Source organism: Pseudomonas sp. D1-1 (assembly GCF_051132225.1).
Lineage (GTDB): Bacteria > Pseudomonadota > Gammaproteobacteria > Pseudomonadales > Pseudomonadaceae > Aquipseudomonas.
Window position 1 is genome coordinate 4,499,745 of the sequence record NZ_CP071676.1, and the last position, 19,001, is coordinate 4,518,745.

The 19,001-nt window shown below is 62.9% G+C and carries 17 protein-coding genes; 16 read left to right on the plus strand and 1 reads right to left on the minus strand.

Annotated features, from left to right (window positions below; genetic code table 11):
- Window positions 1-102: 102 nt before the first annotated feature.
- The 14 genes from J3P86_RS20100 to J3P86_RS20165 all read left to right on the plus strand — a co-directional run bounded on the left by J3P86_RS20100 (window position 103) and on the right by J3P86_RS20165 (window position 15,075).
- Window positions 103-540 (plus strand): Spy/CpxP family protein refolding chaperone, encoded by a 438-nt coding sequence (locus tag J3P86_RS20100; protein WP_434628892.1) that lies wholly within the window; start codon window positions 103-105, stop codon window positions 538-540.
- 65 nt (window positions 541-605) lie between these two features.
- Window positions 606-1,946, plus strand: coding sequence for an ATP-binding protein (locus tag J3P86_RS20105; RefSeq protein WP_434628890.1), 1,341 nt, complete (start codon window positions 606-608; stop codon window positions 1,944-1,946).
- Window positions 1,947-2,020: 74 nt separating this feature from the next.
- Entirely contained in the window at window positions 2,021-2,539 is a 519-nt protein-coding gene (locus J3P86_RS20110; protein WP_434698707.1) for an RNA polymerase sigma factor, read from the plus strand.
- Between the two features lie 113 nt (window positions 2,540-2,652).
- Window positions 2,653-3,615 carry a FecR family protein gene (locus J3P86_RS20115; RefSeq protein WP_434698708.1) on the plus strand — a complete coding sequence of 321 codons (963 nt, stop codon included), beginning with the start codon at window positions 2,653-2,655 and terminating at the stop codon, window positions 3,613-3,615.
- 118 nt (window positions 3,616-3,733) lie between these two features.
- Window positions 3,734-6,328, plus strand: a complete 2,595-nt coding sequence (locus J3P86_RS20120; RefSeq protein WP_434698709.1) for a TonB-dependent receptor — start codon at window positions 3,734-3,736, stop codon at window positions 6,326-6,328.
- Between the two features lie 77 nt (window positions 6,329-6,405).
- Window positions 6,406-6,996: a biliverdin-producing heme oxygenase gene (locus J3P86_RS20125; protein ID WP_434698710.1), complete on the plus strand. Its 591-nt coding sequence runs from the start codon at window positions 6,406-6,408 to the stop codon at window positions 6,994-6,996.
- A gap of 134 nt (window positions 6,997-7,130) precedes the next feature.
- Window positions 7,131-7,562, plus strand: a complete 432-nt coding sequence (locus J3P86_RS20130; protein ID WP_434698711.1) for a YbaN family protein — start codon at window positions 7,131-7,133, stop codon at window positions 7,560-7,562.
- Window positions 7,563-7,594: 32 nt separating this feature from the next.
- Window positions 7,595-8,941, plus strand: a complete 1,347-nt coding sequence (locus tag J3P86_RS20135) for a CoA transferase (RefSeq protein WP_434628879.1) — start codon at window positions 7,595-7,597, stop codon at window positions 8,939-8,941.
- 411 nt (window positions 8,942-9,352) lie between these two features.
- Entirely contained in the window at window positions 9,353-10,780 is a 1,428-nt protein-coding gene (gene arcD / locus J3P86_RS20140; protein WP_434698712.1) for an arginine-ornithine antiporter, read from the plus strand.
- A gap of 31 nt (window positions 10,781-10,811) precedes the next feature.
- Window positions 10,812-12,068, plus strand: coding sequence for an arginine deiminase (gene arcA / locus J3P86_RS20145; protein WP_434698713.1), 1,257 nt, complete (start codon window positions 10,812-10,814; stop codon window positions 12,066-12,068).
- A gap of 66 nt (window positions 12,069-12,134) precedes the next feature.
- The gene (locus J3P86_RS20150) at window positions 12,135-13,145 is read left to right on the plus strand and encodes an ornithine carbamoyltransferase (protein ID WP_434700669.1); all 1,011 of its coding nucleotides are present in this window, start codon (window positions 12,135-12,137) and stop codon (window positions 13,143-13,145) included.
- A gap of 166 nt (window positions 13,146-13,311) precedes the next feature.
- A complete protein-coding gene (arcC, locus tag J3P86_RS20155; RefSeq protein ID WP_434698714.1) occupies window positions 13,312-14,241 on the plus strand; it encodes a carbamate kinase in 930 nt (309 codons plus the stop codon).
- Window positions 14,242-14,305: 64 nt separating this feature from the next.
- Window positions 14,306-14,665, plus strand: a complete 360-nt coding sequence (locus J3P86_RS20160) for a DUF5064 family protein (protein ID WP_434698715.1) — start codon at window positions 14,306-14,308, stop codon at window positions 14,663-14,665.
- A gap of 233 nt (window positions 14,666-14,898) precedes the next feature.
- Window positions 14,899-15,075, plus strand: a complete 177-nt coding sequence (locus J3P86_RS20165) for a hypothetical protein (protein ID WP_305499247.1) — start codon at window positions 14,899-14,901, stop codon at window positions 15,073-15,075.
- Between the two features lie 7 nt (window positions 15,076-15,082).
- On the opposite strand, the gene J3P86_RS20170 is transcribed toward J3P86_RS20165, so the two are convergent.
- Window positions 15,083-15,976: a helix-turn-helix domain-containing protein gene (locus J3P86_RS20170; RefSeq protein ID WP_434628867.1), complete on the minus strand. Its 894-nt coding sequence runs from the start codon at window positions 15,974-15,976 to the stop codon at window positions 15,083-15,085.
- A gap of 170 nt (window positions 15,977-16,146) precedes the next feature.
- Between J3P86_RS20170 and pobA the strand changes: the two genes are divergently transcribed.
- On the plus strand, window positions 16,147-17,337 hold the full coding sequence (gene pobA / locus J3P86_RS20175) for a 4-hydroxybenzoate 3-monooxygenase (protein ID WP_434698717.1): 1,191 nt from the start codon (window positions 16,147-16,149) through the stop codon (window positions 17,335-17,337).
- A gap of 51 nt (window positions 17,338-17,388) precedes the next feature.
- The gene (locus tag J3P86_RS20180; RefSeq protein ID WP_434698718.1) at window positions 17,389-18,924 is read left to right on the plus strand and encodes an MDR family MFS transporter; all 1,536 of its coding nucleotides are present in this window, start codon (window positions 17,389-17,391) and stop codon (window positions 18,922-18,924) included.
- Window positions 18,925-19,001 lie beyond the last annotated feature (77 nt).

Sequence of the window (19,001 nt, forward strand, 5' to 3'; positions counted from 1 at the left end):
CGTCTTTACCCAAGCTTTACCCACCCCTGACCGCCGCTGACCTTGATCTTTGTAATCTGCACACATCCGGAACTGACCGGAAACGAGACAAGGAGAGACACCATGCGCAAGACCCTAACCGCTCTGATATTCGCCGCCGCCCTGCCGACCGTGGCCATGGCCATGCCCGAAGGCCCGGGGCCGATGGGCCCGATGGACGGTCCGCGCCACGGTGGCCAGATGCACGACAAAGGCCCCTACAGCCAACTGGACCTGACCCGCGAACAACGCGAGCAGATTCGCCGGATCATGGGTGAACAGCGCCATGAGCAACGCGAACTGGTCGACAAGTACCTGGCCAAGCTGTCGCCAGCCGACCAGAAAGCCATGCAGGACGAAATGGAAGCCCGGCACCAGAAAGTTGATGCCCAGATCCGTGGCTTGCTGAAGCCCGAGCAGCAGAAAGAGTTTGACGCCATTCAGAAAAAACGCGCCGAACGTCGGGCCGAGTGGGCCGAATTCAAGGCCTGGAAAGCGCAACAACCGCAAAAAGCGCAATAATGCACTGAAGCCCCAGCCCAACGGCATGTCGCCGTTGGGCTTTTCTGGTTTTCGAGGATAAATCCGTGCGTTCACTGTTCTGGCGCATCCTGGCCAGTTTCTGGCTGGCCATCGCCCTGGTCGCGGGGCTTTCGATCCTGATGGGCCACATGCTGAACCAGGACGCCTGGATCCTCAGCCGCCATCCAGGGCTCAACACCCTGGCCGAAGAATGGACACAAACCTACGAAAGCCAGGGCGAAGAGGCCGCGCAAGACATCCTGCAACAGCGCAAGCGCAAGTATCACATCGACGTTCAGGTGCTCAACGAGAGCGGCGACCCGGTGGTGCGCGGCACCTTTCCCCATCGCGCCGCGGCTTTCGAGGCGCGCCAGAACAACGACGACCGACGCCTCCCCTGGCGGCGCTTGACTGACGAGTTCACCAGCGCCAAGACCGGTGACACCTACCTGTTCATCTACCGCATCCCCCATCCCGAACTGGACGCCTGGCACCGCGACAGCCTGCTCTGGCCCCTCAGCGCCCTGGCCATTGCGCTGGTGGTACTGACCTTGTTCAGCCTGTTGGTGACCCTCTCCATCACCCGCCCGCTGAGCCGCCTGCGCGGCGCGGTGCATGACCTCGGCCAAGCCACGTACCAGCAGAACAGCCTCGCCAAACTGGCCAACCGCCGGGACGAATTCGGCGTACTGGCCACTGACTTCAATCGCATGGGTGCGCGCCTGCAAAGCCTGATCGCCAGCCAGCGCCAATTGCTGCGCGATGTTTCCCATGAACTGCGTTCGCCCCTGGCCCGGCTGCGCATCGCTCTGGCGCTGGCGGAGCGGGCGAGCCCCGCCGAGCGTGAAAAACTCTGGCCGCGCCTGACACGCGAATGTGACCGCCTGGAAGCATTGATCAGCGAAATCCTGGTGTTGGCCCGGGTCGACGCCGACAACGCCAGCGCCGAGGAAGTCGACCTCAACGGTTTGCTGGAGAACCTGCAAAAAGACGCCCAGCTGGCTTCACCGGAGCAACACGTGCGCCTGGAAACCGAGCCGCAACTGACGCTCAAGGGCTGGCCCACCATGATCGAGCGGGCGGTGGACAATCTCCTGCGCAACGCCCAGCGCTTCAACCCTGCCGGGCAGCCCATCGAAATGCGTGCCGCGCGCCAAGGAGAAAGGATAGTGATCAGCGTGCGCGACCACGGCCCCGGCGTAGAGGCGGAACACCTGGGCCAGTTGAGCGAACCGTTTTATCGCGCTCCCGGCCAGACCGCCCCCGGGCATGGTCTCGGCCTGGCGATCGCGCGCCGTGCGGCGGAACGGCATGGCGGAACCCTGGGATTGGCGAACCACCCCGACGGCGGATTCATCGCCACCCTGGAATTACCGCTGGTGCCGGGCGCGGTGGTGCAACCTTGAGCACCAAATGAAGGCTTGACCTTTCGAGTAGATGATAAGCATTATCATCTACTCGAACCGGACCGAGCCCTACCGTGAGCCAATCACGCTTCCATCAGGTTTTCCTCGCCCAGCGCATGCCGCTGCTGCGCACCCTCGAACGCATGGTCAACAACCCCAGCACCGCCGAAGACCTGCTTCAGGAAACCTACCTGCGCGTCACCCGCGCCCTGAACGAGCGCACGGTCGAGCATCTCGAACCCTTCGTCTTCCAGACCGCCCGCAACCTGGCGCTCGACCATTTGCGCGCGCGACGCATCCAGTCACGCACGCTGCTGGACGACGTGCCGATGGAAGTCGTGAACAACGTCATCGCCCCGCAAAGCAGCGCCGAGGATGCCGCCCATGCCGGCCGGTTACTCGAACAACTCAACCTCAGCCTGCAGTCGCTGAGCCCGCGCCAACAGCAGATCTTCATCCTCAACCGCCTGCATGGCCACAGTTACCAGGACATCGCCGAACGCTTGGGCGTGTCGCTGAGCACCGTGCAGAAAGAACTGAAATTGATCATGGCGATTTGCGTGGGCGTGGCCGAACGGCTGGGCGCCGATTGAGTCTGCAGGACACTGGCGGCCAACGACCACGCCGATTGCGTTGGCCGACGAGCCTGCTAGTCTTGGTCGCCTGATTACAAGCAGCCGTGCAAAGACACTGCCGAGGAACCACCGTGACGGACAACCATCGCTCCCCTGAAGCCGCTGCGGCACAGGACACCGCCCACGCCATGGACCAGGCGCTGGATTGGCTGGTCCTGCTCGACAGCCCCAGCGATGAACAGACCCGACAGTTCCAGGCCTGGCTGGCGGCAGATCCGCGTCATGGCGAAGCGTTCTCCAGAGCCCAGGCGATCTGGAACGGCCCGCAGATCATCGAAAGCGCCCGGCAGCTCCAGGCCCGCCCCAAGGCCACCGCGCTGTCGCGTCTTCGAGCCCATTGGAAACCCCTGGCCACCGCCGCCGTGCTGTTGCTCGGATTGTTCAATTTCAGCGACCTGCCCCTGCAATTGCAGGCCGATCACCTGACCGTGGTCGGTGAGCGCCAGCGGCTGCAACTGGAAGACGGTTCCAAGGTCCTGCTGAATACCGACTCGGCGTTTTCCAGTTCCTTCGACGAACAGCGGCACGTGGCCCGCCTCTACAAGGGCGAGGCTTTTTTCGAGGTGCCGGCCAGTCGCAATGTGCCGTTGGAGATCGACGCCGGGCCGGTCACCGCCAGTGTCAGCGACACCACGTTTGCGGTGCGTTACCTGGACGGCGTCGCTCAGGTCCAGGTGCAGCGTGGCGATGTCGACCTGCGTGCGACCCGCTACGATGCCCATGTCCGCTTGTCGGCAGGAGAAAGCATCCGCATTGGTCCCAACGGCTTCGACCGCCCGGCACGCCTCGATGTCGGCACGGACCTGGCGTGGGTCCAGGGTCGGCTGGTGTTCGAGAATCGGCCGCTGGGCCAGGTACTGGCGGAGTTGCGACGCTACTACCCGGGCTGGATCATCAACAACAACCAGCAGTTGGCCGGCGTGGCCGTGACGGGTAACTATCGCCTCGACCAGCCGCTGGACGTGGTGCGTTCCCTGGCCCATATCACCTCTGCCCGCCTCCGGGAATTCCCGGCGCTGGTAATCCTGAACTGAATGAGAATTATTTTTACTCGATAGCTCCCGCTGGTTCGTCTCGTTATAGCCAATGCAATTGATTCGCATCTCGCGATGCAATCTGCACCTATAACAGATGCGACACGGAGCGCTATCGATGTCCTCTCGCCTTACTTGCCGGTTTCTTGCCCCCTCTTGCACGCTGTCACTGCTCACCGCCGCCATCCTGATGACCGGCACCGCGCCGGCGGCCTTGGCTGCCGCCGCCGAGCAATCGCCCGCGCGCAACATGGGCGACTACACCTTCAGCATCGCCCGGCAACCACTGGTTTCCGCACTGAATGCATTTACCGCCGTCACCGGCTGGCAGGTGGGGCTGCCGGCAGAACTGGCCGAAGGCGTCGCCTCGCCGGGGGTGAACGGCTCGCTGCCGCCGGAAAAAGCCCTGGAGCGCCTGTTGGTGGGGACCAACCTGAGCTACCGCAAACTGGGCAATAACAACATCGTCCTGGAAAAGCGCAGCGCCGGCAGCGCGCTGGAGTTGCAACAGGTGACCATCAGCGCCACCCGCCAGGAACAAGACATCGCCAGCGTACCGAGCACCGTTTCGATCCATGATCGCCAGGAGCTGGACCGCAACAACGTCAACACCATCAAGGATCTGGTGCGCTATGAGCCCGGCGTGTCGGTGGGCGGCGCGGGCCAGCGCGGCGGCATCAGCGGTTACAACATCCGCGGCATCGACGGCAACCGGATCCTGACCCAGGTCGACGGCGTGGAAATCCCCGGCGGTTTCTTCAACGGCCCGTACGCCAAGACCCAACGCAACTACGTCGACCCGGAAATCATCAAGCGCGTCGAGATTCTGCGCGGCCCGGCCTCGGTGCTGTACGGCAGCAACGCGATCGGTGGTGTCGTCAGTTATTTCACACTCGATCCGGACGACATCATCAAGCCCGGCAAGGACGTCGGCGCGCGTCTCAAGACCGGCTACAGCTCCGTCGATGAGAGCTGGCTCAAATCCGCCACCGTCGCCGGCCGCAGCGGGCCGTTCGACGGGTTGTTGCATTACAGCCAGCGCGACGGCCACGAGACCGAGTCCTACGGCAGCAACAACGGCACCGGCCTGGACCGCACCGCCGCCAACCCGGAAGACGTGCGCGCCAACAACGTGCTGGCCAAACTCGGCTGGGACTACAGCGATGACGCACGCCTGAGCCTGGTGTACGAGAAGTACAAAGACGATCGCGACGTCGACCTGAAAAGCGCTTACGGCGGGCCCTATGCCAACGGCCAACCAGCCATTTCCGCCTCCATCCTGCCCGGCGGCATGTACCAGTGGCGCACCGGTAACGATACGATCACCCGCGAGCGTTTCGGCCTGGAGCACAGCTTCGCCCTCGACAGCCTGCTGGCCGACAACATCAAGTGGAGCCTCAACCACCAGATCGCCAAGACCGACCAGCGCACCGCCGAGTTTTATTTCCCGATCACCCGCCGGGTGTTGCGCACCCGTGAAACGCTCTATGAAGAAAAACAGTGGGTCTTCGACGCGCAGGCAGACAAGTCATTCAGCTTGGCCGACACCGATCACACACTGACCTACGGCACCACGCTCAAGCATCAGAAAGTCACCGGCTCACGCAGCGGCAACGGCGTGTGCCTGGCGATCGGCGTGGGCTGCCCCGCCGTCGGTGCGATCAGCACCCGGGACGTATTGGCAAAAGCCAGCGACTTCCCCGACCCGACCATCAACACCTACAGCGTTTTCGCCCAGGACCAGATCAGCTGGGACAAATGGACCTTCACGCCAGCGCTGCGCTACGACTACACCCGGCTCAAGCCACGCCTGACCGAGGAATTCCTGCGCACCGTGGACCCCACCAACGGCGGTACGGTGAGTGGCGAGGACAAGAACTGGCATCGCGTCTCGCCGAAGTTCGGCCTGACCTATGCCCTGACCGACCAGTACACCTGGTACGGCCAGTACGCAGAAGGGTTCCGCACCCCGACCGCCAAGGCCTTGTACGGACGTTTCGATAACGCCGGCGTGGGCTACAGCGTGGAACCCAATCCCGACCTGGAACCGGAAAAAAGCAAAAGCTACGAAACCGGCCTGCGCGGTCGTTTCGACTCCGGATCGTTCGACGTGGCGGTGTTCTACAACAAGTACCGCGACTTCATCAACGAAGACGCCATCACCCCCGGCGCCGACCAGTTGACCTTCCAGAGCAACAACATCAAGCACGCCACCATCAAGGGCATCGAAGCCAAGGGACGCCTGGACCTGGACGTGTTCGGTGCGCCAAAAGGCCTCTACACCCAAGGCTCGGTGGCGTACCTGTATGGCCGCAACAACGACACGGGCGAGCCGCTCAACAGCGTCAACCCGCTTACCGGCGTGTTCGGCCTGGGCTACGACCAGGAGCAGTTCGGCACGTTGCTCAGCTGGACCCTGGTCCAGAAGAAAAACCGCGTAGACGACAGCAACTTCAATTCGCCCGACGGCGTCAGCGGCCAGTTCAAGACGCCGGGCTTCGGCATTCTCGACCTGAGCGGCTACTACAAGGTGACTCACGACGTCACCGTCAGCGGCGGCCTCTACAACCTCACCGACAAGAAGTACTGGCTGTGGGATGACGTGCGCGGCTACGACAGCGTCGGCGAAGCGGCGGTGCTGAGCCCGGCCAACCTCGATCGCCTGACGGCGCCGGGGCGCAACTTCGCGGTCAACCTGATCTGGGATATCTGATCCGGTCCAGGCAACAGTTACCTGTGGCGAGGGGATTTATCCCCTCGCCACGATGTATTCACTTCAAGGAATTTTTCATGACCACCCCACGCCCCGCCCTACGTTCCCAGCGCCTGAATCAGATCACCCACGAGCCCCACGGCAAGCTCGACGCCCTGGTCAAAGCCCACGCCCCATTCGAAACCCAGGCCAGCTACGCGCGCTTCGTCGTCGCCCAGTACCTGTTCCAGTCAGAACTGGTGGCGCTGTACAACGACGTGCAACTGGCCGCCCTGATACCCGATCTGGCGGCCCGCTGCCGCGCCGAAGCGGCCAAGGCGGATCTCACGGACCTGGACACCGAAGTGCCCGCGCCGGTGGCCGGAGCGGTAAAAAACCCGAGCCAGGCCGAAGCACTGGGCTGGCTGTTCGTCTCCGAGGGCTCGAAGCTCGGCGCCGCGTTCCTGATCAAGCGTGCCGTGGCCCTGGGAATGAACGAAACCTTCGGCGCCCGGCATCTGGCGGAACCGGCGGGCGGCCGTGCCGAAGGCTGGAAAACCTTCACCCGTACCCTCGACGGCCTGGCCTTCACCGAACAGCAGGAAGCCGAGGCGGACAAAGGCGCGCTGGAGGCCTTCAACCGGTTTACCGTGTTGCTGGAACACGCCTATGCGGCCGAGTTGGCCTGACGGTCACCCACGCCCTTGTGGGAGCGAGCTTGCTCGCGATGGCGGTGCATCAGGCAGCATCTATGGCGACTGGCAGTCCGTCATCGCGAGCAAGCTCGCTCCCACAAGGTAAAGCGCATGTTGGATAAAAATACATGACCCGCATCCCCTCAAAACCCAGCCAACTGCTCTTCGCCCTGCTCGCCTACACCAGCCTGGCCATCGGCCTCATCGCCTTGGTCGTGCCCGGCCTGCCGACCACCGAGTTCATCCTGCTCGCCGCCTGGGCCGCGACCCGCAGTTCGCCGCGTCTGAGCGCCTGGCTGGAGCACCATCGGTGGTTCGGGCCGATGCTGCACAACTGGCGCAACGGCAAGGTCATCCCGCGCCGGGCCAAGGTCGGCGCCACGATCAGCATGCTCGGTTGTGCCGCAATGATGTGGCTGATGCTTGCCCACGGCTGGCCGATGTACCTGGCCATGGCCGGCATGGGCCTGGGCAACCTGTGGATCTGGTCACGCCCGGAAACTCGTGGCGAGGGAGCTTGCTCCCGCTGGGGCGCGAAGCGGCCCCCTACGCAATTTTGAACTATGATCGCTCTCTCGCCTGGAGGGCTTCGATGTCAGATCTGCTCACATCCATGCAAACCGCCCTCGGTTTGCCCACGACTCCGATCCCCTTCACTGGCGAAGGCGCCCTGCCCTCTGCGTTCGCCGTTACCGAGTTGGCCTGCGCCAGCATCGCCACGGCCGGTCAAGCGGTCGCCGAACTCATTCATCAGCAGACCGGCCGCCTGCCGACGCTTGAAGTCGACCGGCGCCTGGCCTCGTTCTGGTTCGCCACGTCCCTGCGGCCCGTCGGCTGGAGCGTACCGCCGCTGTGGGACCCGGTGGCTGGCGACTACGCCACCGCCGACGGCTGGATTCGCCTGCACACCAACGCACCGCATCATCGTCTTGCTGCGGAAAAAGTCCTCGGTACCTGCACCGACCGCGCCGACATGGCGAGCAAAGTTGTCCGTTGGAACAAGGCCGAACTGGAACAGGCCGTGGTCGACGCCGGTGGTTGCGCCGCACAGATGCGTTCCTGGCAGGCGTGGCAGGCCCATCCGCAAGGTTTGGCGGTGAACGCCGAACCGCTTGTTCGCTTCGATGACATGAGTGCAGCTCCGCTTGAACCCTGGCTCGGCTCCGTCGCCCAGCCGCTGGCGGGCTTGAAGGTGCTTGACCTGACCCGCGTGCTGGCCGGCCCGATTGCCAGCCGCTTTTTGGCCGGGCTGGGCGCCGATGTGCTGCGTATCGACCCGCCGACCTGGAACGAACCCGGCGCGGTTCCGGAAGTTACCCTCGGCAAACGCTGCGCCCGCCTCGACTTGCATCAGCCCGCTGACCGCGCGACGTTCGAAGCATTGCTCAAGGATGCCGACATCCTCCTGCACGGCTATCGCGCCGACGCGCTCGAACGCCTGGGCTATGGCGCCGTGCAACGCCGCCAACTGGCACCTGGGCTGATCGACGTCAGCCTCAACGCCTACGGCTGGAGCGGCCCCTGGCAACACCGGCGCGGCTTCGACAGTCTGGTGCAGATGAGCAGCGGCATCGCCGAGGCCGGCATGGCCTGGAAACAGACAGATAAACCGACGCCGCTGCCCGTTCAGGCGCTGGATCACGGCACCGGCTACCTGATGGCGGCCAGTGCGATTGTACTGCTGGCTCGGCGCTTGGCCGATGGCCGTGGCGGTTCGGCACGCTTGTCACTGGCCCGCACGGCGAAACTGTTGATCGAGGGTGGCGCCGGCGATGAGGCTGCGTTGCGCCCCGAAGACGAGGCCGACCAGGGACTGCTGGTGGAACAAACGCCCTGGGGCCCGGCGCACCGCTTGCAGGTGCCACTGAAAATCACCGGCACGCCGTTGCAGTGGGCCCTGCCAGCCACCGAACTGGGCGCACATCGCCCTCAGTGGTGATCGTTCGATCCCCTTCGCGAGCAGGCTCGCTCCCACATTGGATTTTTTGACAAACACAGATCCCACGACCTACAAAGAATCACTGTGGGAGCGAGCCTGCTCGCGAAGAGGCCGGCAATCCAACATCTCAATCGACTGACACACCGCCATCGCGAGCAAGCTCGCTCCCACATGGGATTTTCGACAAACGCAGATCCCACGGCATACAAAAAACACTGTGGGAGCGAGCCTGCTCGCGACACATCCAACATCTCAATCGACTGACACTCAGCCTTCACGAGCAGGCTCGCTCCCACAGGTTTTGCATCCAGCCCTTTCAGCTCATGCTTCGCGGTTGAACTGACCCAGATCAGCTGTCGCCCCTTTGAATCGACTTAGGCTGTTGACTCTCCTTCGCATGAGAGTCCTGCAATGTCCGATACCCCCGGAAAACTTCGACTGGGCGCGCTGGTTGCGCTGGTAGTGGGTTCGATGATTGGCGGCGGGATCTTTTCCCTGCCGCAGAACATGGCCGCCAGCGCCGATGTCGGCGCCGTATTGATCGGCTGGGCCATCACCGCAGTGGGCATGTTGACCCTTGCATTCGTGTTCCAGACCCTGGCCAATCGCAAACCCAATCTGGACGGCGGGGTGTACGCCTACGCCAAGGCCGGGTTTGGCGACTACATGGGGTTTTCCTCGGCCTGGGGTTACTGGATCAGCGCCTGGCTCGGCAACGTTGGCTACTTCGTTTTGTTGTTCAGCACCCTGGGCTATTTCTTCCCGGTGTTTGGCGAAGGCAACACCGTGGCGGCAGTGATCGGCGCATCGCTGTTGCTGTGGGCCGTGCACTTTCTGGTACTGCGGGGCATCAAGGAAGCGGCGTTCATCAACCTGGTGACCACCGTCGCCAAGGTCGTGCCGCTGCTGCTGTTCGTGCTGATCGCGGTGTTCGCCTTCAAGCTGGATATCTTCACCGCTGACATCTGGGGCTTGAAAAACCCGGACCTGGGCAGCGTGATGGATCAGGTGCGACACATGATGCTGGTCACCGTGTGGGTGTTCATCGGCATCGAAGGCGCGAGCATTTTCTCGGCCCGCGCCGAAAAACGCAGCGACGTCGGCAAGGCCACGGTCATCGGCTTCATCACGGTGCTGTTGTTGCTGGTACTGGTGAACGTGCTCTCGCTGGGGATCATGACCCAACCTGAACTGGCGAAGCTGCAGAACCCGTCCATGGCCGCCGTACTCGAGCACGTGGTCGGTCACTGGGGCGCTGTGCTGATCAGCGTCGGCCTGGTTATCTCGCTGCTCGGTGCCCTGCTGTCCTGGGTCTTGCTGTGCGCCGAGATCATGTTTGCCGCCGCCAAGGACCACACCATGCCGGCCTTCCTGCGCCGGGAAAATGCCAATCATGTACCGGCCAACGCGCTGTGGCTGACCAACGCGATGGTCCAGCTGTTCCTGATCGTCACGCTGTTTTCCGCCAGCACCTACCTGTCGCTGATCTACCTCGCCACCTCGATGATCCTGGTGCCGTACCTGTGGTCGGCGGCCTACGCACTGCTGCTGGCGGTACGCGGTGAAACCTATGAAAACGCCCTGGCCGAACGGCGCAAGGACCTGGTCATCGGCGCCATCGCGCTGATCTACGCGATGTGGCTGCTGTATGCCGGCGGGATCAAGTACCTGCTGCTCTCCGCCCTGCTCTACGCCCCCGGCGCGATCCTGTTCGCCAAGGCCAAGCGCGAACTGGGCAAACCGGTTTTCACCTCGGTCGAGAAGCTGATTTTTGCCGCCGTGGTGGTCGGTGCCCTGGTGGCTGCCTACGGCCTTTATGACGGCTTCCTGAGCCTGTAGTCGGCTGACTGTTTCATCTGGAGGATTTGTAATGACCACGGAAAAAGTGAAATACGGCGTCCATTCCGAAGCCGGCAAACTGCGCAAAGTCATGGTCTGCTCACCAGGCCTCGCCCACCAGCGGCTGACGCCGAACAACTGCGACGAACTGCTGTTCGATGACGTGCTGTGGGTCAACCAGGCCAAGCGCGATCACTTCGATTTCGTCACCAAGATGCGTGAACGCGGTATCGACGTGCTGGAGATGCACAATCTGCTGACCGACATCGTCGCCATCCCCGAAGCGCTCGACTGGATCCTGCATCGCAAGATCACCGCCAACTCCGTGGGCCTGGGCCTGGTGCATGAAGTGGGCGCCTGGTTGCGCAGCCTGGAGCCACGCAAGATCGCCGAATACCTGATCGGCGGCGTCTCGGCCGATGACCTGCCGGACAGCTTCGGCGGCAAGACCATCCAGATGTTCCGCGACTTTCTCGGGCACTCCAGCTTCATCCTGCCACCGCTGCCCAACACCCAGTTCACCCGCGACACCACCTGCTGGATCTACGGCGGCGTGACGCTGAACCCGATGTATTGGCCGGCCCGCCGCCAGGAAACCTTGCTTACCACCGCCATCTACCGATTCCATCCCGAGTTTACCCAAGCCGATTTCCAGATCTGGTACGGCGACCCGGACCTGGACCACGGTAAAGCCACCCTCGAAGGCGGCGACGTAATGCCCATCGGCAATGGCGTGGTATTGATCGGCATGGGCGAACGCTCGTCGCGCCAGGCCATCGGTCAACTGGCACTGAACCTGTTCAAGCACAACGCCGTCGAGCGGGTGATTGTCGCGGGGCTGCCACGTTCCCGCGCAGCGATGCACCTGGACACCGTGTTCAGTTTCTGTGACCGCGACCTGGTGACGATTTTCCCTGAAGTCGTCAGCCAGATCGTCGCGTTTTCGCTGCGCCCGGACGAGAGCAAACCCGGCGGCATCGACGTGCGGCGCGAGGAAGGCAGCTTCCTCAGTACCGTCGCCCGCGCCCTCAAGCTGCCCGCGCTGCGGATCGTTGAAACCGGCGGCAACAGCTTCGCCGCCGAACGCGAGCAATGGGACGACGGCAACAACGTGGTCGCCCTCGAGCCAGGCGTGGTCATTGGCTACGACCGCAATACCTACACCAACACCCTGCTGCGCAAGGCCGGGGTGGAAGTCATCACCATCAGCGCCGGCGAACTCGGTCGTGGCCGTGGCGGCGGCCATTGCATGACCTGCCCGATCGTCCGCGACCCAATCGACTACTGACCTCTGAGCCTGGGTCGTTTTATCGAAAACGGCCCAGGGGATAACCGACACCCAAGGAGATCCATGATGGCTTTTAATATGCGCAACCGCAGCCTGCTGAGCTTGATGCACCACACCCACCGCGAGCTGCACTTTTTGCTCGACCTGTCCCGCGACCTCAAGCGCGCCAAGTACACCGGCACCGAGCAACCGCACCTCAAAGGCAAGAATATCGCGCTGATCTTCGAGAAGACCTCGACCCGCACGCGTTGCGCCTTCGAAGTCGCGGCCCATGACCAGGGCGCCCACGTCACCTACATCGACCCGGTTTCGTCACAGATCGGCCACAAGGAAAGCATGAAGGACACCGCCCGGGTGCTGGGGCGGATGTTCGACGCCATCGAATACCGTGGCTTCGAGCAGGAAATCGTCGAGGAGCTGGCCAAGTTCGCCGGCGTGCCGGTGTTCAACGGCCTGACCGCAGAATTCCACCCCACGCAAATGATCGCCGACACCCTGACCATGCGCGAGCACAGTGACAAGCCGCTGCATGACATCAGCTACGCCTACCTGGGCGATGCGCGCTACAACATGGGCAACTCGCTGCTGATGATCGGCGCCAAGCTGGGCATGGACGTGCGCATCGGCGCGCCGAAAGCCCTGTGGCCGCATCAGGACTTCATCGACCAGTGCCAGGCCTTCGCCGCCGAAAGTGGTGCACGGATCACCATCACCGAAGACCCGGAAGAAGCGGTCAAGGGCGTGGACTTCATCCATACCGATATCTGGGTCTCCATGGGCGAGCCAGTGGAGGCCTGGGACGAGCGCATCCAGCAACTGCTGCCCTATCAGGTCAACGCGCAAATGATGAAAGCCTCGGGCAATCCGCGGGTGAAATTCATGCACTGCCTGCCGGCCTTTCATAACAGTGAAACCAAGGTCGGCAAGGACATCGCCGCGCGTTATCCGAACCTGGCCAACGGCGTGGAAGTGACCGAGGACGTCTTCGAATCCCCGGCGAACATCGCCTTCGAACAGGCGGAGAACCGCATGCACACCATCAAGGCGATCCTGGTGGCGGCGTTGGCGGATATCTGAACACCGGCCCGATCCCCTGTTGGAATGCTCTTCACTGTGGGAGCGAGCTTGCTCGCGATGGCGGAGTGTCAGCTTGCATTGATGTTGGATGTGCCGCCGTCATCGCGAGCAAGCTCGCTCCCACAAGGGAACTGTTTTGTTCGATCTGACTTGAAAGGACAGCACCATGCGCATCGTCGTTGCCCTGGGCGGTAATGCCCTCCTGCGTCGGGGTGAACCCATGACCGCCGACAATCAACGCAGCAACATCCGCACCGCGACCGAACAGATCGCGAAAATCCATCCCGGCAACGAGCTGGTCATCGCCCACGGCAACGGCCCGCAGGTCGGCCTGTTGTCGTTGCAGGCGGCGGCCTACACCTCGGTCACGCCGTATCCGCTGGACGTGCTGGGCGCCGAAACCGAAGGCATGATCGGCTACATCATCGAACAGGAACTGGGCAACCTGCTGGACTTCGAAGTGCCCTTCGCCACGCTTTTGACCCAAGTCGAAGTGGACGCCAACGACCCGGCTTTCCAGAACCCGACCAAGCCCATCGGCCCGGTCTACAGCCAGCAAGAAGCGCAGCAACTGGCCGCAGAAAAAGGCTGGGCGATTGCCGCCGACGGCGACAAGTTCCGCCGGGTGGTCGCCAGCCCACGGCCCCGGCGCATCTTTGAAATCCGTCCGATCAAGTGGCTGCTGGAAAAAGGCAGCATCGTGATCTGTGCCGGCGGTGGCGGCATCCCGACGATGTACGACGCCGACGGCAACCTGCAAGGCGTCGAAGCGGTGATCGACAAGGACCTGTGTTCGGCACTCTTGGCCGAACAGCTGGGAAGCGATCTGCTGGTCATCGCCACGGACGTCAACGCCGCTTTCATCGATTTCGGCAAGCCGACCCAGAAAGCCATCGCCCAGGCTCACCCCGACGAGATGGAAAAACTGGGCTTTGCCGCCGGGTCCATGGGGCCCAAGGTGCAAGCCGCCTGCGAATTCGCCCGCCACACCGGCAAGGTCGCGGTGATCGGGTCGCTGTCGGACATCGAGGCTATCGTCCAGGGCACCGCCGGCACGCGCATCAGCACGGCAACGCCGGGGATTGTTTATCGGTAACCACAAAACTTATACGGCAGGCGCGGTGTCTGCCGTTCTCCACGCCTTCGAAGGAGAGACCCTTATGGCCACGTTCCAACCCGGTCACCTGCACATGGAACGCCATGCGCTGAACAAGGACGACTACAGCTACAACCTGTGCATCGATTACGAGGTGACCCAGGATCCCGAGGAAGGAACGGGCATGTCGTTCCGGCTGCACGGCACGGTGGAAGACAGGAGCGTGGACGAGACGTTTTTCCTGGCCAAGGACCAGGCCTTCGACTTCGCCCGCCACGCCACGCGCATCGCCCAGCAGTACGGCATGCCGAAGACCGCCAGCATCGGCTCGATGCACAAGTATTACGACGAGATGTTCGAAGACGTGCGGCACCAGCTCGACGTCAAGCCGGGTGATCCGATGAAGCCTGAGCATTTGGAATAGCTGCCCGAAAGCCCCATTATCTCCTGTGGGAGCGAGCTTGCTCGCGATGGCGGCGTATCAGCTTGCATGGATGCTGGATGTACCGCCCTCATCGCGAGCAAGCTCGCTCCCACAGGGAATCTATAAGCATTCTGAATACCGGCCTACACACAAGACCCGCCCGACTGGCAACTCGCCATGGCTGACCTATGCTGAAAACAGTACCCCCGGGTATTCGTTCAGAGGTCATCGCCATGAACATCAAAACAAGAAGACGCCTCGCCATCTTTGTCACCTGCACGGCCACGCTAGCGCTGTATGGCACCGCGGCTTATCGGGTCGAACAGGCCAGGCAGTTGCCCCGTGAATACGCCAGCTGCAACTTTGAACGCTGCATACCGCACAACGCATCCCTGAACGCTCTGCGCTGAAGCGGTTTCAGTCGTCCTGCTGATCGGTCTTGAGCCGGTCGCGGAAGGCCTTGGGCGAAATGCCGACACGCCGGCGAAACAGCCGGGTGAAGTTGGTCGGGTCGGAAAAGCCGAGCAGTTCGGAGATCTCGTAGATGGTCATGCCGGTGTAGGTCAGCAGCCGCTTGGCCTCCAGCAGCTGACGCTCGTGCATGATCTGCAACGCCGGTTGCCCGGCCAGTTCGCGACAGGTGCCGTTGAGGTGCGATACCGAGATGCCCAGGCGATGGGCGAGGTCTTCGACCTTGACATGCTGGCGATAGGTTTCCTCAACCAACTGGATGAACCCGTTGAGATATTCCCGGGCCCGTTGCGGGCGCTGCGACGAGGTACGCCTGTCCATTACCTGGCGACTGACCCAGACCATGATCACGCTGACCAGTGCATGCATCAGCATTTCCCGGGCCGGTTCGTGGCCAACATATTCCGCCTGCAAGGCGCTGAAAAGGCTGTTGAGGTAGTCGGCGTTTTCGCCGGCCGGGTAGGCTTCGGCCTGGGCCAGGACATTCACCGAATGCCCGAGCTGCCCTTGCAGATGCGTCACCAGCGGCGCCGCCAGGGTAACCACGTAACCTTGCACATCCTCGGAAAAGCGAAAGCCGTGCACTGACAAGGGCGGCAGGATCTGCACGGCCGGCTCGTCGAGCCGGGTGCGCTGGCCTTCTATTTCCAGCTCGGCCTGGCCCTTGTAGACAAACAGCAACTGACACAGGTCCGCATGCCGATGGGGTTTGATTTCCCACTGGTGTTCGCTGCTGCGCGTGGAAATGGTTTCGCAATGCAGCAGGTCCGGCGTCGGCCAATCCTGGCTCTCGCCGTAGAGCTTGAACACCGGTATCGAAGGCAGCTCGGTTTTCTTCATACGAGGGTTGGCCTCGGGTTACGGGCGGTAATCGCACCGATTGGCAGAAAGTACAGGTTTCAGCGCAGTTTTCCCCTTCAATTGACAGGTTCGCAAGCGAAAAATGCAGGCCAGGATTACTAATAATAAACACCGACCCTGGTCGCGTGCTCTTGCGAGTCATAACAACAATGAAAACCCTCAAGACCCAAGTCGCCATTATCGGCGCCGGCCCCTCTGGACTGCTGCTCGGCCAGTTGTTGCACAACGCCGGCATCGACACGCTGATCCTGGAACGCCAGACACCCGACTACGTCCTCAGCCGCATCCGCGCCGGCGTGCTTGAGCAAGGCATGGTGCAGTTGCTGCGCCAGGCCGGGGTCGGCCAGCGCATGGATGCCGAAGGCCTGCCCCATGATGGCTTCGAGCTGGTCCTCAGTGGCCGGCGCGTGCACATTGACCTGAAGGGACTGACCGGCGGCCAGAACGTCATGGTCTACGGCCAGACCGAAGTCACCCGCGACCTGATGGCTGCCCGCCAGGCCTGCGGCGCGCAGACCCTGTATCAGGTCGATAACGCCCAGCCCCACGACCTGCAGACCGACCAGCCCTTCGTGACCTTCGAGCATGCGGGCGAAACCTGGCGCCTGGACTGCGATTACGTGGCCGGCTGCGACGGCTTCCACGGTGTTGCACGGCAATCGATCCCGGCGGAAAAACTCAAGGTCTTCGAGCGTGTCTACCCGTTCGGCTGGCTCGGCATCCTGGCCGACACCCCGCCGGTCCACGAGGAGCTGGTCTACGCCCGCCATGAGCGCGGCTTTGCCCTGTGCAGCATGCGCTCGCGGACCCGCACCCGTTATTACCTGCAAGTGCCCGCCGAGGAACAGATAGCCGACTGGCCGGACGAGCGTTTCTGGAGCGAGCTGAAAAACCGCCTGCCCGCCGACCTGGCCGAAGCGCTGGTGACCGGCCCCTCCATCGAAAAAAGCATCGCGCCGTTGCGCAGTTTTGTCGTCGAACCGATGCAGTACGGGCGGATGTTTTTGGTCGGCGATGCCGCCCACATCGTCCCGCCCACCGGTGCCAAGGGGCTGAACCTGGCCGCCAGCGACGTCAGCACGTTGTTCAACATCTTGCTCAAGGTCTATCGCGACGGTCGCGTGGATCTCCTGGAACGCTATTCGGCCATTTGCCTGCGGCGAGTCTGGAAGGCCGAACGGTTCTCCTGGTGGATGACTTCGATGCTGCATCGCTTCGACGACGATGCATTCAACCAGCGCATCAGCGAAGCGGAGCTGGAGTATTTCGTCGACTCCGAGGCCGGTCGAAAAACCATTGCGGAAAATTATGTCGGCCTTCCTTACGAGGCTATCGAATAGCCAACTATCGATTTAAACTGCGGGCTCCCGTCCATTCGCCTCCCCGGCGCGATGCCCGCAGGTCCAGCCTTGAATCAGCTCGATACGCCTCAAGTCCCGCAACCCGCCATCCGCAGCGTGCTGGTGGCGCTGATGCTGGCGATTTTCCTCGGGGCGTTGGACCAGACCATCGTCGCCGTTTCGATGCCGGCGATTTCCGCGCAATTCAAGGATGTCAGCCTGCTGGCCTGGGTGATCTCCGGCTACATGGTCGCGATGACCGTTGCGGTGCCGATCTACGGCAAACTGGGCGACCTGTACGGCAGGCGGCCATTGATGCTGTTCGGCATGGGCCTGTTCACGCTCGCCTCGCTGTTCTGCGGCCTGGCGCAGGACATGCAGCAACTGGTACTGGCGCGGATTTTCCAGGGCATCGGCGCTGGCGGGATGATCTCCGTGAGCCAGGCGATCATCGGCGACATCATCCCGCCCAGGGAACGTGGCCGTTATCAGGGCTACTTCAGCAGCATGTATGCAGTGGCCAGCGTCGCCGGGCCGGTGCTGGGCGGCTACATGACCGAATACCTGTCCTGGCGCTGGGTGTTCTGGATCAACCTGCCGCTGGGCCTGGGCGCCTGGCTCGTGGCCCGGCGCACGCTGGTGGGGCTGCCGGTGCCGCAACGCACACCCATCATCGACTACTTGGGCACCGTGTTGCTGATCATCGGCCTGACTGCCTTGCTGCTGGGCATTACCCAGGTGGGCCAGGGCCACGCCTGGCACAGCCGCGAAGTGCTCGGGCTGCTCGGTGGCGCCGTGGTCGTGCTGGGGGTATTCGCCTGGCATGAGCGCCGCGCCCGGGAGCCGCTGCTGCCCATGCACCTGTTCGTCAACCGCAGCGCGGTGCTGTGCTGGTGCACGGTGTTCTTCACCAGTTTCCAGGCGATCTCGCTGACGGTGCTGGTGCCGTTGCGCTTCCAGAGCGTGACCGGCGCCGGGGCCGACAGTGCCGCACTGCATCTGCTGCCACTGGCGATGGGCCTGCCGATGGGCGCCTATTTCGCCGGACGGCGCACCTCGATCACCGGTCGCTACAAACCGATGATCCTCAGTGGCGCCCTGCTCTTCCCGTTCGCCGTCCTCGGCATGGCCTTCACCCCGCCCGCGGCATTCTGGCTCAGCAGCCTGTTCATGCTGCTTGGCGGCATCGCGTCCGGCATGCAATTTCCCACCTCGCTGGTGGGTTCGCAGAATTCGGTGCAGCAACGGGACATCGGCGTGGCCACCAGCACCACCAACCTGTTCCGCTCACTGGGCGGCGCGGTCGGCGTGGCATTGATGTCGGCGTTGCTGCTGGCGCTGTTGCAGGACTCGGGTTTCGCCCAGCTCGCCGGTTCGTCAGTGATCGGCGAAGGGCATTCCGGCAACGTGCTGCTCGACGGCCTGAACGCCGCGCCGGGCGCGGCACGGGACGCCTTGCGCGAGGAGCTGCAAACGACATTCCGGCATTTGCTGATGATCAGCGCAGCGGTGTCGTTGCTGGGGTTGGCGGCGGCGCTGGCAATGCCCGACTGCCTGTTGCGCGGGCGAGAAGAAAAAACTCGCTAGTGCGGATGGCGCTGAACCCTGTGGCGAGGGAGCTTGCTCCCGCTGGACTGCGCAGCAGGCCCAAAATCCTGAGTGAG

Coding starts and splice junctions, on each gene's coding strand:
- J3P86_RS20100 (WP_434628892.1), top strand. CDS start 103: ATGCGCAAGACCCTAACCGCTCTGATATTCGCCGCCGCCCTGCCGACC.
- J3P86_RS20120 (WP_434698709.1), top strand. CDS start 3,734: ATGTCCTCTCGCCTTACTTGCCGGTTTCTTGCCCCCTCTTGCACGCTG.
- J3P86_RS20125 (WP_434698710.1), top strand. CDS start 6,406: ATGACCACCCCACGCCCCGCCCTACGTTCCCAGCGCCTGAATCAGATC.
- J3P86_RS20130 (WP_434698711.1), top strand. CDS start 7,131: ATGACCCGCATCCCCTCAAAACCCAGCCAACTGCTCTTCGCCCTGCTC.
- J3P86_RS20135 (WP_434628879.1), top strand. CDS start 7,595: ATGTCAGATCTGCTCACATCCATGCAAACCGCCCTCGGTTTGCCCACG.
- arcD (WP_434698712.1), top strand. CDS start 9,353: ATGTCCGATACCCCCGGAAAACTTCGACTGGGCGCGCTGGTTGCGCTG.
- arcA (WP_434698713.1), top strand. CDS start 10,812: ATGACCACGGAAAAAGTGAAATACGGCGTCCATTCCGAAGCCGGCAAA.
- J3P86_RS20150 (WP_434700669.1), top strand. CDS start 12,135: ATGGCTTTTAATATGCGCAACCGCAGCCTGCTGAGCTTGATGCACCAC.
- arcC (WP_434698714.1), top strand. CDS start 13,312: ATGCGCATCGTCGTTGCCCTGGGCGGTAATGCCCTCCTGCGTCGGGGT.
- J3P86_RS20160 (WP_434698715.1), top strand. CDS start 14,306: ATGGCCACGTTCCAACCCGGTCACCTGCACATGGAACGCCATGCGCTG.
- J3P86_RS20165 (WP_305499247.1), top strand. CDS start 14,899: ATGAACATCAAAACAAGAAGACGCCTCGCCATCTTTGTCACCTGCACG.
- J3P86_RS20170 (WP_434628867.1), bottom strand. CDS start 15,976: ATGAAGAAAACCGAGCTGCCTTCGATACCGGTGTTCAAGCTCTACGGC.
- pobA (WP_434698717.1), top strand. CDS start 16,147: ATGAAAACCCTCAAGACCCAAGTCGCCATTATCGGCGCCGGCCCCTCT.
- J3P86_RS20180 (WP_434698718.1), top strand. CDS start 17,389: ATGCCCGCAGGTCCAGCCTTGAATCAGCTCGATACGCCTCAAGTCCCG.